Consider the following 12798-nt stretch of genomic DNA (forward strand, 5'->3'; position numbering starts at 1 on the left):
TACTACCTTCGAAATTAGACTTAAGTAATAGCCAAAAAATATAATAATGGATAATAAATTCTCTTTAGAAGGAAAAGTAATCGTTGTAACAGGTGGAACAGGAATAATAGGAAAATCATTTATAAAAGGTATCACTGAAGCTGGCGGAATAGTTGGGGTTTTAGGAAGAAATGAAAAAGTTGCCAATGAAAGAGCTGATGAAGTAATAAAAAATGGGGGTAATGCAATTGCATTAATTGCAGATGTACTGGATGAAAAAGCCTTAGAAGCCGCCAGAGATAAAATTTTAGCTGCATTTGGGAGAATAGATGGTTTAGTTAATGCTGCTGGTGGAAATATTCCAGAAGCCATCATTATGAAAGACGATGACATTTTCGGAATGAATGTAAATGGGATGCGTAAAGCAATGGAATTAAATCTTTGGGGAACATTAATCCCAACACAGATTTTTGGTAAAGCGATGTTAGAAGCGGGAACAGGAAGCATCGTAAATATTTCTTCTATGAGCTCAAAAAGAGTAATAACCAGGGTTTTGGGTTACAGCATGGGTAAAGCCGCAATAGACTGTTACACGCAATGGTTTGCCGTAGAATTGGCCAATCGTTTTGGGGATAAGGTAAGGATGAACGCAATTGCTCCGGGTTTCTTTTTAACCGAACAAAACAGGGCTTTACTAACCAATACAGATGGTTCTTACACTGAACGTGGTAATTTAGTAATTAAGCAAACTCCATTTAAACGTTTCGGAGATACCGATGAATTAATAGGCGCATTACAGTGGTTGTTAAGTGATGCTTCTGCTTTTGTAACTGGAACAGTGATCAATGTAGATGGTGGGTTCTTTGTGAATAGTGGGGTTTAAATAAAATTTGTCATTCTGAGCCTGCGAAGAATCTATACCATGAATTTATCCATTAGATTCTTCGTTCCTCAGAATGACAAAAACTGCTATGTATCTATGTGGTCACTCTTTTTCCTTTGAGCAAGAAAGATTAATTTACCACCAGCCTTTAACGTTATAGACTACCGCTTGTGGTTGACGGTTGGCATAAGCCATACCTAAACTGTAGGCAGATTTTAGCACATCCGCATCCAATTGCTGTTGATTAAATATAAATTTCCATTCTTTATTGTCTTTTTCTTTAACACCCTTGGCAATTTGCCCAACAAATGTTTTCACTTCTCCATAACAAGATGAAGTAGGATCTATCTGGCTTAAAATATCTCCTGCCGCAACAGCGCCTTCATAATTCTGACTTGCGGCCCAAATTGTTTTTGCTTCCATCAGTTTAGTTTGGCAAATTTTATCTCTATGTTTTTTGTAAATAGGGATAATTATTGACCTAGCTCTATTATAGCAATCTTTGCTAATTTCTGGGATGCCCGATAATTTATAAAAGGCCTCCTCATATCTACCTTGGCTAGCCAAACCTTGTGCATCACTAATAATGAAATCACATTTGGTGTTGTAATATTTTAAAATTTTAGTCTTTCCAGATTCCAAAAAAGATTTAATGGCATTATTGTTTGAGTTAATGCCTTTTAAAGCAGAAATATAGGCTTTTGTTTCATTTTCACCCACACCTTTGATGCTTAAAGATGTACTTGCGAATTTTGTTCCATCAATACCATCACCAATGTAAAGGGTAATGTCTAAAGATAAAGCGTGCATTGTGGGTGCTGTTGCGGTTATATTTTTAGACATTACGTTAACGTTTGCCGTAATAATAAAACGTTCATTCATAGCGCTTCCGCCCATTCCGCCTTCCGTAACAACTTGGCTTAATTTATTAGATAGAATACTTTTTGCTGCAGCAGGCATTTCATCAATTTGATCTGGAACATAAGCTGCTAAGGTAATTCTTCCAAAATCGTCAACCTTACCTTGGCTATTTTGAGCAAAAGCACCAAATAAAGGCGAAAAGGCAAGTAAGAAATATAATAATTTTTTCATGTTTTTTCGTTTAGTTATTTATCTCCTAAAACAATTACTGCTTGACCAAGGCCTTTTGTCATCAATTTATTTACAATTGAAAAAGGTGCTGCACTTAAGAATTTTTGCAGGTTTCTCGCAAAGCCTCTAGCATCAATAGCATTACCAGAAGAATCATAAAGTGGAATGCGTACTTGTTCGAAAAGCAACATGTTCTCTGTTGATTCGCTTGTGCTGAATCTTCCTTTAACGGTATTTGCTTTCATCCAGTTTTCAATTAATGTTCCCAATTCTTCCCCGTTATATTCTTTTTCTAAATCGCCTGCCCAGGTATCGAATTTTTTAACTCTCACAATAATTTCTCTTCCGTTTGCAAATAAATCATCAAAGTGACGCTGCAATCCAATATTAAAATTGTCTATTTTATCTATAATGGCTTCTTCCAATAAAACGGCTACATCTGCAGAAAACGATTGATTTCCGGTTCCTTGTGCAGTTGCGATTTCTTTGTCAGTGTAGGCATCAATACCTTGTAGTGTAAAGCGGACTGATTTTTTAGGTCCAACTTTAAGCACTTCAAAAGTGAGTTGCATAATGATATCTGCTTTCGCGGTCTTCTTTAACTTATCAATCGGGCTTTCTGTAATACCGCCTCCATTTTTTGATGAAAGCATAGCATTTTCAGCACTTTCTGATTCTAAAGTTTTAACTACCGATTCCATATTTTTTAAGGGGAAACCTCTATCGGCCATTAATCCATTAATTTTACTAATCATTGCTAACAGATCGCTATTTTCTTGAAAAGCCCTTTTATAATCTGGAACTTTTTCTATCGTTCCTTGATTGTTAAATGCTTTCATATAACCATTTTGGTTGCACCAAACATCACTTGGCACTACCATTATTGTTGGTTTTTTTGCCTGTGAAAATCCAGGTGTAGCATAGCTCATGATCATTAAAGACACAAGCATTATTTTTATGATTTTTATTTTCATATGTCTTGATATTATTTAAGAATGCCATCGGCAATCATTTTTTCTTTAAGAGCAGGTCTGTTAAGTCTAAGAATAAACCCTTTGTTGATTATTTTTTTAATAATCTCTGGATCTTTTTCATTCCAAAAAGCCATTTCTACCTTATCATCTTTAACCGAAACATAGTTTATATATGGCCCACCTGCAGCGAAAAACTTATTAAAGTAAGCCTCATTATTAGATTTTATATTTGCGGCTGCAAGAATAGGTTGTACGTTACAATTGTTTTTACCTTCTAATAGACCTACAAATAAAACATCGTTTATCGCATTCCTTTTAGCCTGTTCTATTACGGTAATAGATTCGGCTGTATTAGACCAAGCATTTACAATTTGAGTTCCATCCAATTCTACACTTAGGCACTCTGTTTTGTGGTTGTAGTAATTGCCTGCAACTTTTTTTGGAGTTGAGCAGCTTGTAGAAGCTAACAATGTGGCAAGAACAGCTAAGCTTAAAAAGTTATTTTTCATCATTTAATATTAAAAACCAGCGTTAAGAGATTTCAGGATTCCAGCTTCTTCTAAATCTTTCCTTAACAAGGCTACATTAACAGAAACTAAAACTCCAATTTTGTATTCTTTACCCACTTTCATTCTGTCTTCTGCGGCTATAGATCCGTCTGTTGTTAAAGAGACAAACTTCATGTACTTTCCACCGTCAGCAAAAAAATCTGTAAAGAACTCTTTCTTTTCTTCCTCTACATTTACGTTAGTAGTTAAAGGTGGCTTGCCAGCTACTCCTGTTTTACCAGGAAATCCTTTAAAAATAACACCGTGAACAGCATTTTTCTTTGCTTGTTCTATCGCTACTGCTGGTCTTTTAGAATAAGACCATACTTTAACTAAATAGGAGCCCTGTACACCAGTTCCAGCTACTTCAATTTCGTATCTCCAAGCTTCTGTCTGTTCATCTGCTTTTTTCTTGGCGTGTGCTTGAGCATTAGATTTAATAGAAAGCCCTGCAATAAATAGAAATAATAAGAGCGAACTTAATATGGTTTTTTTCATGGTTTTTACTTTATTTGTCTGATTAACATGCCTGCAAAGTAATTTTTCCCACCTTTAAATGTGGTTCTATCTAATGCAACTTTGTCCTTGTCTTTTTTATTTTCTTCATCTTCAGCAGTTCCCGCATTGTATCGATTATCCCAAATAGAATTTTTATCAACAGTAATGGTTCCTTTCTTAAGGTATGCTGTTAATCCCGTTTTAGGATCCACAGTTTGTTCCAAAACTTCAAATTTTTCACCACCCTCTAAACCCTCTTTCATGCCAATTTTTGCAGTTATTGGTTCTCCAGAAAAGAGTGGGGTTTTTGGTTTAAAAACATCATACGATTTTTGAAGTTTGGCAAAAACATTTTCTACATTTCTAACTGTTGCCAACGCTACTGTTTCATCTTCTGTTCTTTTAGATTTTAAAGAAAATGTAACAAGTGTGCTTGATTTTTCACTGCCAACAAACTCCATTTCAAATTCATTAGAATTCATAAATGCATCCTTCTTTTTTAAATCTTTACTTGTTTTATCCATCCAATATTTATCATAAAAAATGGCCGAAGTTGTGTCGTTCCATTTAAGTCGATATAAATAAGAAGTTGTCCAAACAGAATAACCTTCTTTGGTTTTGTTGTAAACTGCATCTGCTGCTTTATTTGCAATTGTTTGTGCAAAAAATGGCAACTTGGCGGTTTGTGTCTTAGCAACTAATCTAATTGCTGCGGCAACGGGTTCATTGCTTACAAATTTCAATTTTGTAAAAACTACGAAGGTGTTTTTAATCAATTCTTCACCTGCATCTGCTAAAGAGGCAGTTCCTCTTGCAGATCCTTTTGCAATATTTGCCTCCATCTCACTGGCGTTGTATGAACCTCTTTCTCCAACAAGTTTCATATCAAATGAGCCATCTGCTTGGCGATTAAACCATTTGGCTATTAATTGATTAGCTACTTTTTTGTCTTTAATAAATTTATCAATAACAAGTGGCATGTCAGAGCCATCATTGTCAGAGAGTGCTGAGGTAGCTCCAGAAAGTGCTGCCCCACCCATGTTATTGAGTAGACCTTTTTTGGCACCATCTGTTTTTTTTTCGGCATCACCTACAGTATATTGCTTAGGGTCGAAAGAATTAAACCCTATAGAATGATTATTGTATTTTTCTGGAAAAGGAGCATCACCATATGCTTTCATTACCGTTTCCTTTCGTGGAAACTCTTCAGATTCAAGTATAATAAGGTGCAGAGAATTTCGGCGGTATTTCAAATCTTTTTCGCCTGTTACAGTTTGGGCATTTACAGCCATGTAACCAAAAAGTAGCCCAAGTAGGACAATTAAAGGTTGTACTTTTTTCATAAAATTATTGTTTGTTTGGTTTTGAGAGCCAGAAAATAACGAGTTAGGAAAATTAAAAACTGCCCATACTTATCATGGGTTAGTTAGTTTTTTGCTTGCGTCGTTTAGTATTTAATTTAGTTTGTTTTTTGTTTGGTTAATTTTAATTCTCTAAATGTCAGCATATTAGAAGCAAGAAAAAATACCTAGTTTTAGGTATTTTGCTATAAGCGAATTACTTACGATAGCGAAGGCTTGAGTTAAAAAATTGTAAGAAGGACATTGTATTAAAAATTTGATGATTAAATGCCCAAGCTTTTTAAGTACATAGATACAAGGTGTTTGAGTCTATGTAGTAAAATTTATTTACATCTATTTTGTTGAAATCTTAGTTCCAATTCTTTCTTGTCTTTGATTAAATTCGAAGAATTATGGGATTAATCAAAGACATTTACAATAAAGCATTTTACGAAAAATTAGCTGCAAGTTTAGAAAAAGCGTTGCCAAATTTCCACTCTAAAAAGTTTATGAATGCAATTTTATCGGATGCTTTTTTAATGATGGAATGGAAAGAAAGAGTACAGCATACTACTAAGGTACTTCATAGTTTTATGCCAAATAATTTTGCAGAAAGTGCAAAATTAATAGAACCAATTGTAGGTCAATTAAGAGCAGATGGATTTGGAGACCAAGGCTTGGTATTTATGTTTTTACCAGATTACATCGCAACTTACGGATTAGATGATTATACAAACTCGGTTGAAGCACTAGAATTTTTAACACAATTTATCAGTGCTGAATTTGCTGTTAGACCATTTTTGATTAAATATGGTGATCAAATGATGGGAGAAATGTTAAGAATGTCAACTCATGAAAATCATCATGTACGTAGATTTGCTAGTGAGGGTAGTAGGCCTCGATTACCTTGGGGAGCAGCAATCCCAACACTCAAAAAAGACCCAACTTTAATACTTCCAATCTTAGAAAACCTGAAGAATGACCCATCAGAATATGTACGGAGGAGTGTTGCCAATAATTTAAATGATATCACAAAAGATAATCCAGCAGTTGTTATCGAAATTGCTAAAAACTGGAAAGGACTAGGTAAGGAAACTGATGCAATTATTAAACATGCTTGTAGAAGTTTATTAAAAAGTGGACATCCAGAAATATTAAGTTTTTATGGGTTAGATGCAAATCATTTATCAGTTATTGATTTTAATATTGAAACTCCAAAAATTAATATTGGAGGTGTGGTTGAGTTTTCTTTCGTTATCAAAAATCAAGATAAAATAGAACGTTACATTAGGCTAGAGTATACACTTTACTACCTCAAAAACAATGGAGGTTTAGCAGGAAAGGTTTTTAAAATTAGTGAGAGAGCTTATCCTGCAGGAGCAGAAGTTAAAGTAAAACGTAGACAAAGTTTTAAATTAATTACCACTAGAAAATTTTACCCAGGTCACCATAAATTAGCAATTATGGTAAATGGAATGGAAAAAGCTATCGGAGATTTTGAGTTGTTGGCTTGACAAACCAATAGTAATGACAAATAATTATAATTTTATCCTGTGATAGATTGTTTCTGTAGCTTTTGCTTCTTCACCTTCTGGCGAAATATTGTAGGCCCTAATGATAAACTGATCTGGGTTGATAATTTCTAGCTCAGTTCTCCAACTCCAAGGTTCGCCTATACCAATCCAACCATATTGTCCAGTAACTGCAAAGCCATTTCCTGTTTCGTTCCCCTCACTATGCATAATTGCTGTTCCCATGTGGAAACTGTCAACCCAACTGCATTGGCATTTCTCGTTTCCTAAATCGTAAGCCCAAATCATACTGCCTTCATAGGGTTTATCATTTAGGGTACCTGTATATTCATAGTTAATAAATCTGCCGTCCATTATCACGCTTACTTTTCCACGCATGGGTGACTCATCAGCCAATACACCAGCCTCAAACCAAGTACGTGTACTGCCATCCCAATTGCCCGCTAGGCTTGCCAATCTAAGATGTGGGCCACTTTCTTTGCTAATTTCGAATTTACTTTTGCTCATCAATACTAAAATACATATTTTATTTAATTTTACAATTTACACATCGATATATGAAATCAAATCTTTTATATCTCCTCATTTTTGCAAGTGTTTTATTGGCTTGCAATTCTTCAACTCCTAAAACAGATGAACCAAAGTTTGAAACTTATACCAGTAAGGAAATTGGATGGACAATTGAAATTCCGAAAGGTTATAAACCGTTGAGCCAAAATAGGATAGAAGCCAATGAAAAAAAGGGAAAAGAAGCTTTAGGAAAAGTTGCAGAGGGTGAGGTGAGCAACACTAATTTAATCCACCTTGTTAACTTCCAGAAAAATCAGTTTAATTCACTTTCTGCAACAGCAGAGCCTTATGATTTAAGTAGAGATGGCGAATATATAGCCAATAACCAATTGGTTAAAAAGTTGATTTTTGATACCTATACCAATCAAAAAATTAAGGTAGATACTTTATCAGGAACAGCAATCATTGCCGGTAATACTTTCTATACATTTAACATTAAGCTTTATGGTCCAAGCGGCGAAGTTTTGATGAACCAAATAATGTATAACCAATTAATTAAAGGATATGATTTTGGTGTAAATATCAATTATAATAATGAAACTGATAAGGATATTTTAATCAATGCTTTTAAGAATTCTAAGTTTAGCAAATAGATAATTTCCTGCCAAATGCTGTCATCCTGAGCTTGTCGAAGGATTTAAAAAATGCACAGACTAACATAAATGTAATCTAACGCATTTAATTTTTATCTTCGCTTTATGTCATCACATCACATTGTAAGAGAAAAACAAGAGCCAGCTTTATACATTCATAAACTCGGTAATTTCGACGAAGAATATTTAGGCCAGCTATTGGAATGGAGCCCAACTTTAGTTGTAGCTGCAAACGAATATGAGAAAGCAATTTCTTTAGGGTTAAAGGTTGATGTGGCTTTTGGTAACGATGATAGTATCGCTATACAAGAAAACACAAAGTGGATTTATAGCCAGACAGATAGTTTACCAACGGTAGTTAAGTACCTAATTGCTGAAAAATATCCAGCCGTAAATATCATTAGTAAAGAAAATAAATTTGATGATTTAGTGGGCTTTTTGCCTGAAATTAATATTGTTTTATTTACAGAAACAGAAAAAAGCTACGCTATAAAAGATGATTTTAGTGTGTGGAAACCAGCAGGTTCGATTTTTCGCATCGACATTGTCTCTTACTTTGAAACAAACAATTTAAAGCAAGAAGAAAGTGGAGATTTTGTGGTTTTGAAGGATGGCTTTGTGAGCTTTAACTTCACAACTGACTATCTATTTTTGAGTGAACCATTGCATTGATATATCTTAGTATGAAAGTAATTCATGCCCAATTCGATTGGGTATCGTAATACGGCAAAAGATATTTAGTTTTGTGTATTGCTTTAAGATTCCCATTTTCATGGGAATAACGAACGACTATAAATTACTAAAATGATACTTTTAAGAAAAGGCAAAGAAGAAGATATGCAAATTGTAAGCGATTTAGCTGAGCGTATTTGGCCAGCTACTTATGGCGAATACATTAGTGAAGAACAAATCAGATATATGCTCAATTTAATGTATAACCAAGGCGAATTGTTGTCGCAATTAGAAAAGGGTTATGCATTCTTGATTGCATCTGAAGAGAATAAAGATGCAGGTTTTGCTTGCTATTCTATTATTGATGCTGTAAATGATATTTATAAACTGCATAAAATTTATGTGTTACCTGAAATGCATGGGAAAGGTGTGGGGAAAATATTAATGAATGAAGTAGTTAATTTAGCCAAGCGCAACGGTGGAAAATCATTAGAGCTAAACGTAAACAAGAATAATAAAGCCAAAGATTTTTACCTTAAAGCGGGCTTTAAAATAAAAGAATCCGTTACCTTAAATATTGGCAACGGATTCGTTATGGATGATTATGTAATGGAACTGGAACTTAGTTAGTAGTTCTCAGTGTCTTCTAACCGCTTCGTCATGCTCAGCTTGACTTAGCATCTTAATGCGATGCTAAGTTTCTATTGCTTAAGATTCCCATTTGCATGGGAATGACAAGCACAGGTGCTGGTCCGAGCTTTAGCTTATACAAGGTACTGCCAATTGCCAACAGCCAACTGAATTAATGTCCTCTAATCGGATCTTTAGGTCTCACAACATTCGGATATTTAAAAGTTTTCATTTCCTCTTGAAGTAATTTTACAGTTCTTTCTAACTGAGGATCTTTACCTTCTAGTAAGTCTTTTGGTGTTTGTTCCACAAAAATATCTGGTGCAACACCTTCATTTTCAATGATCCATTTTCCATTAGTATCATAAATACCAAAGTTTGGAGAAGTGATACTTCCACCATCTAATAATTTAGGATAACCACTAATACCAACCAAAATTCCCATTGTGGTGCGGCCAACCAATTTTCCTAAACCTTTATTTTTGAACATATATGGCATCATGTCACCACCTGAACCAGCGTTTTCATTAATCAACATTGCTTTAGGGCCGAAAATTCCATTACCAGGAGTAGTGAAACTTTTACCATCTCTAATTGCCCAATAGCTCACTAAATCACGGCTCAATAGATCAATTACATAATCTGCTACAGAACCACCGCCATTGTTACGTTCATCCATTAACAACGCTTTTTTATCCATTTGAGAGAAGTAATATCTGTTGAAATAAGTAAAACCATCCTGACCAGTATTTGGCATATAAACGTAGGCTATTTGGCCATTACTCATTTGATCTACTTTTTTACGGTTTCTTTCTACCCATTCCATTTTTCTCAATTCCATTTCAGAACCAATAGAGATAGGAAGAACAACTACTTCTCTTGCACCAACTAGGCTTGGTTTCGTATTAACTTTAATGGCAACTTGTTTACCAACTGTATAGTCAAACAAGCTATAAATTGAAGTTTTTGACGTTACAGGAATTCCATTTACAGCAACAATATAATCGCCTTCGTTAATATTTAAACCTGGTTCTGCTAAAGGTGCTTTAAAGCTTGGGTTCCAATCTAAACGATTTAAAATCTTTTTGATTTTGTAATAGCCATTTTCAATTTCATAATCAGCACCAAGCATTCCAACAGCAATAGCAGTTGCAGTAGGCTCATCGCCAGGATTGATGTAATTGTGTCCAACTACCATTTCCCCCATCATTTCATTAAACAAATAAGTTAAATCAGAACGATGGTTAACGTAAGGCAAGAATTTCTCATATTTCGCTTTCACAGCTGGCCAATCTGCACCATGCATGTTTTCTACATAAAAATATTCTTTCTCCATTTCCCAAACTTCATTAAACATTTGTTTCCACTCTGCTGCAGGATCTACTAATACCTTAATTCCATCTAGTTTAACTTTTCCTGTTTCTGGAGTTGCTGGTTTCTGGGCTGCAGGAACAATGTAATAGCTACCTTTAGACGTATAAATCATACTTTTACCATCGGCACTAATCCCAAAACCACCAATTCCAGTTACTAAAGATTTTGTTTCCATCTTGTTTAAGTCGAGTGAACTCATCTCTCCATTTTTAAGATATAGCAATTGCCCCTCAACAGCACCATCAAGAACGGCCAAACCATTTAATAGTGGCAAAGCAATTATTCTATTGCTCAAATCATCTAAATCAATAACAATAGCTTTGTTTTCAGGAGCTTTAGGCTTTGCATCCGCCTCTTTTTTGTCAGCAGGTTTTTTATCGTCTTTTTTAGGCTCTTCCTTTTTAGGAGTTGCAGGCTCTTCAGCTTTTACAGTTTCTTCATCACTTTCTGTTTTGTATAATGAAGGTGTTTTTTTAGCAAGAATTAAAGCATAAGCATTAAAACTAACTGGACGTTGATATGCAGACATGTGCAAACCACTACCGGCTAAACCAATGTCTGTACTAGCCATAAAAAACAAATATTTTCCATCTTTACTAAATGATGGATTGGCAGTATTGCTCATTCCATCAGTAACTTGAGCATGGGTTGCTTTTTCTAAATTGTAAATATAAATCGCACTTACACCACTTTGTAAAGTTGCAACGTAAGAAATCCATTTAGAATCTAACGACCAAGATGGTTGCAGTTGATTGTATGTTCTATTGGTATGCGAACCTAGGTTGTCTTGTTTTACCAAGATTGGTTTTTTAGTATTGATATCAATATAGTACAAGTTCAAGTGAGCATCACTATAGAATAATTTCTTGCTATCTGGCGACCAAGTAGGTGAGAAATAAAAGTGGGTGCTTCCCAAATCAATATATTCCGGTTCACCTTTGGTTACTTGATTTTGCAAGACCAATTGATATTTTCCATTCTTATCAGATAAATAAGAAATGTATTTTCCATCTGGTGACCAAGCTGGATATTTCTCATAGCTACCAGGAGAATTAGAGATATTTCTAGCATCGCCTTTTTCTTTAGGCACTGTAAAAATTTCACCACGACTTTCGAATAAAGCTCTTACGCCTTTTGGAGAAATATCAAAGTTGCGAACATCATTAGCTAAATCTTTGTAGTTAACACGTTTATATGGAGCATCTGCCTGAATACTAATGCTAACTGTGTTTTCTTTGTTAATAGCAGGATCAAAAATGTGAATTTTACCCCCTTGCTCGAAAGCTAATTTTCCGTTACCAGCCAATAAAGATTTAATGTCGAAGTCTTTAAAGGAAGTTAACTTATCCACCTTTTTTGATTTTACATCATAACTGTAAAGGTTTAGTGTTAAATCTTTATCTGATAGGAAATAAACTTTATTGCCAATCCATTGCGGTTTTACATTGTTTGAATTACTTCCAGGAATGATTTCGATTTCTTTAGTATTGGTATCAAAAATCCAAACATTTGGCATGCCTCCGCCTCTGTAACGTTTAAAAGCTACATTTGAACGGTCTGATGGATCTGTGTTTTTTGTATAGGCCCAATAACGCTGATCTGCAGAAGGAGAACCTTGTACAGCTTCTGGCATTGGTAATGGTTTCTCATCAGTTCCGTCAACCTTAATGCGATGCATTCTTGATGTTAATGCATAATTGTATTCTCGAGTAGAAGTAAAATACAATTCATCATTGCTTAACCAACCTTTTACCAAATCTCCATTCGGGTGATAAGTTACCCTTTTAGGTGCACCACCTTCTACAGGAATTATATAGATATCATTGTTTCCATCATAATTTCCTGTAAATGCGATAAATTTCCCATTGGGAGAAAATACCGGTGCTTGTTCTACTGCTGGATTTACCGTTAACCTTCTTGGGTTGCTTCCATTTAGATCTGAGATCCAAATATCTCCACCATAAACAAAAGCTAAATTATTACTGCTTATAGCTGGACTACGGAGTAGTAAAGTTTCATTGTTTTGAGCGTTGGCTACATTTGTGAAGCAAACTGATAGGCCTGCTAATAAAAAAAGCCGATTTAATTTATTGATCTTCATTTTTTAAGTTTT

Annotated in this window: 12 protein-coding genes; 5 read left to right on the forward strand and 7 right to left on the reverse strand. The window is 34.7% G+C overall.

All coding sequences use genetic code 11. The features are described 5' to 3' along the window. Positions 1-46 precede the first annotated feature (46 nt). Positions 47-862: an SDR family oxidoreductase gene (locus FA048_RS04195; protein WP_136838950.1), complete on the forward strand. Its 816-nt coding sequence runs from the start codon at positions 47-49 to the stop codon at positions 860-862. 135 nt (positions 863-997) lie between these two features. Here FA048_RS04195 and FA048_RS04200 read toward each other — a convergent pair whose 3' ends face one another. Genes FA048_RS04200 through FA048_RS04220 form a run of 5 tightly spaced genes read right to left on the reverse strand, consistent with a single transcriptional unit; the run spans position 998 to position 5317 of the window. Beyond that, complete coding sequence (locus FA048_RS04200) at positions 998-1954, reverse strand: hypothetical protein (protein ID WP_136838951.1); 957 nt, start codon at positions 1952-1954, stop codon at positions 998-1000. 14 nt (positions 1955-1968) lie between these two features. Next, positions 1969-2928, reverse strand: coding sequence for a DUF6175 family protein (locus FA048_RS04205; RefSeq protein ID WP_205943418.1), 960 nt, complete (start codon positions 2926-2928; stop codon positions 1969-1971). Between the two features lie 11 nt (positions 2929-2939). After that, complete coding sequence (locus FA048_RS04210; protein ID WP_136838952.1) at positions 2940-3440, reverse strand: hypothetical protein; 501 nt, start codon at positions 3438-3440, stop codon at positions 2940-2942. Between the two features lie 6 nt (positions 3441-3446). Continuing rightward, positions 3447-3974 carry a hypothetical protein gene (locus FA048_RS04215; RefSeq protein WP_136838953.1) on the reverse strand — a complete coding sequence of 176 codons (528 nt, stop codon included), beginning with the start codon at positions 3972-3974 and terminating at the stop codon, positions 3447-3449. Between the two features lie 5 nt (positions 3975-3979). Then, on the reverse strand, positions 3980-5317 hold the full coding sequence (locus tag FA048_RS04220) for a hypothetical protein (protein ID WP_136838954.1): 1338 nt from the start codon (positions 5315-5317) through the stop codon (positions 3980-3982). 410 nt (positions 5318-5727) lie between these two features. Between FA048_RS04220 and FA048_RS04225 the strand changes: the two genes are divergently transcribed. Then, a complete protein-coding gene (locus FA048_RS04225; protein ID WP_136838955.1) occupies positions 5728-6828 on the forward strand; it encodes a DNA alkylation repair protein in 1101 nt (366 codons plus the stop codon). Positions 6829-6852: 24 nt separating this feature from the next. Here FA048_RS04225 and FA048_RS04230 read toward each other — a convergent pair whose 3' ends face one another. Continuing rightward, the gene (locus tag FA048_RS04230; RefSeq protein ID WP_136838956.1) at positions 6853-7353 is read right to left on the reverse strand and encodes a DUF1579 domain-containing protein; all 501 of its coding nucleotides are present in this window, start codon (positions 7351-7353) and stop codon (positions 6853-6855) included. Between the two features lie 50 nt (positions 7354-7403). Between FA048_RS04230 and FA048_RS04235 the strand changes: the two genes are divergently transcribed. The 3 genes from FA048_RS04235 (at position 7404) to FA048_RS04245 (ending at position 9311) form a co-directional block, all read left to right on the forward strand. Beyond that, on the forward strand, positions 7404-8009 hold the full coding sequence (locus FA048_RS04235; RefSeq protein WP_136838957.1) for a hypothetical protein: 606 nt from the start codon (positions 7404-7406) through the stop codon (positions 8007-8009). 105 nt (positions 8010-8114) lie between these two features. After that, on the forward strand, positions 8115-8681 hold the full coding sequence (locus FA048_RS04240; RefSeq protein WP_136838958.1) for a thiamine pyrophosphokinase: 567 nt from the start codon (positions 8115-8117) through the stop codon (positions 8679-8681). 132 nt (positions 8682-8813) lie between these two features. Then, entirely contained in the window at positions 8814-9311 is a 498-nt protein-coding gene (locus FA048_RS04245; protein WP_136838959.1) for a GNAT family N-acetyltransferase, read from the forward strand. A 172-nt stretch (positions 9312-9483) separates the two neighbouring features. On the opposite strand, the gene FA048_RS04250 is transcribed toward FA048_RS04245, so the two are convergent. Beyond that, positions 9484-12786, reverse strand: a complete 3303-nt coding sequence (locus FA048_RS04250; RefSeq protein ID WP_136838960.1) for a S41 family peptidase — start codon at positions 12784-12786, stop codon at positions 9484-9486. Positions 12787-12798 lie beyond the last annotated feature (12 nt).

The sequence above is a fragment of the Pedobacter polaris genome (assembly GCF_005116505.1).
Lineage (GTDB): Bacteria > Bacteroidota > Bacteroidia > Sphingobacteriales > Sphingobacteriaceae > Pedobacter > Pedobacter polaris.

What these genes read in the sequence shown, in the direction of transcription:
- FA048_RS04195 (WP_136838950.1), top strand. Translation starts at nt 47, where the DNA reads ATGGATAATAAATTCTCTTTAGAAGGAAAAGTAATCGTTGTAACAGGT.
- FA048_RS04200 (WP_136838951.1), bottom strand. Translation starts at nt 1,954, where the DNA reads ATGAAAAAATTATTATATTTCTTACTTGCCTTTTCGCCTTTATTTGGT.
- FA048_RS04205 (WP_205943418.1), bottom strand. Translation starts at nt 2,928, where the DNA reads ATGAAAATAAAAATCATAAAAATAATGCTTGTGTCTTTAATGATCATG.
- FA048_RS04210 (WP_136838952.1), bottom strand. Translation starts at nt 3,440, where the DNA reads ATGATGAAAAATAACTTTTTAAGCTTAGCTGTTCTTGCCACATTGTTA.
- FA048_RS04215 (WP_136838953.1), bottom strand. Translation starts at nt 3,974, where the DNA reads ATGAAAAAAACCATATTAAGTTCGCTCTTATTATTTCTATTTATTGCA.
- FA048_RS04220 (WP_136838954.1), bottom strand. Translation starts at nt 5,317, where the DNA reads ATGAAAAAAGTACAACCTTTAATTGTCCTACTTGGGCTACTTTTTGGT.
- FA048_RS04225 (WP_136838955.1), top strand. Translation starts at nt 5,728, where the DNA reads ATGGGATTAATCAAAGACATTTACAATAAAGCATTTTACGAAAAATTA.
- FA048_RS04230 (WP_136838956.1), bottom strand. Translation starts at nt 7,353, where the DNA reads ATGAGCAAAAGTAAATTCGAAATTAGCAAAGAAAGTGGCCCACATCTT.
- FA048_RS04235 (WP_136838957.1), top strand. Translation starts at nt 7,404, where the DNA reads ATGAAATCAAATCTTTTATATCTCCTCATTTTTGCAAGTGTTTTATTG.
- FA048_RS04240 (WP_136838958.1), top strand. Translation starts at nt 8,115, where the DNA reads ATGTCATCACATCACATTGTAAGAGAAAAACAAGAGCCAGCTTTATAC.
- FA048_RS04245 (WP_136838959.1), top strand. Translation starts at nt 8,814, where the DNA reads ATGATACTTTTAAGAAAAGGCAAAGAAGAAGATATGCAAATTGTAAGC.
- FA048_RS04250 (WP_136838960.1), bottom strand. Translation starts at nt 12,786, where the DNA reads ATGAAGATCAATAAATTAAATCGGCTTTTTTTATTAGCAGGCCTATCA.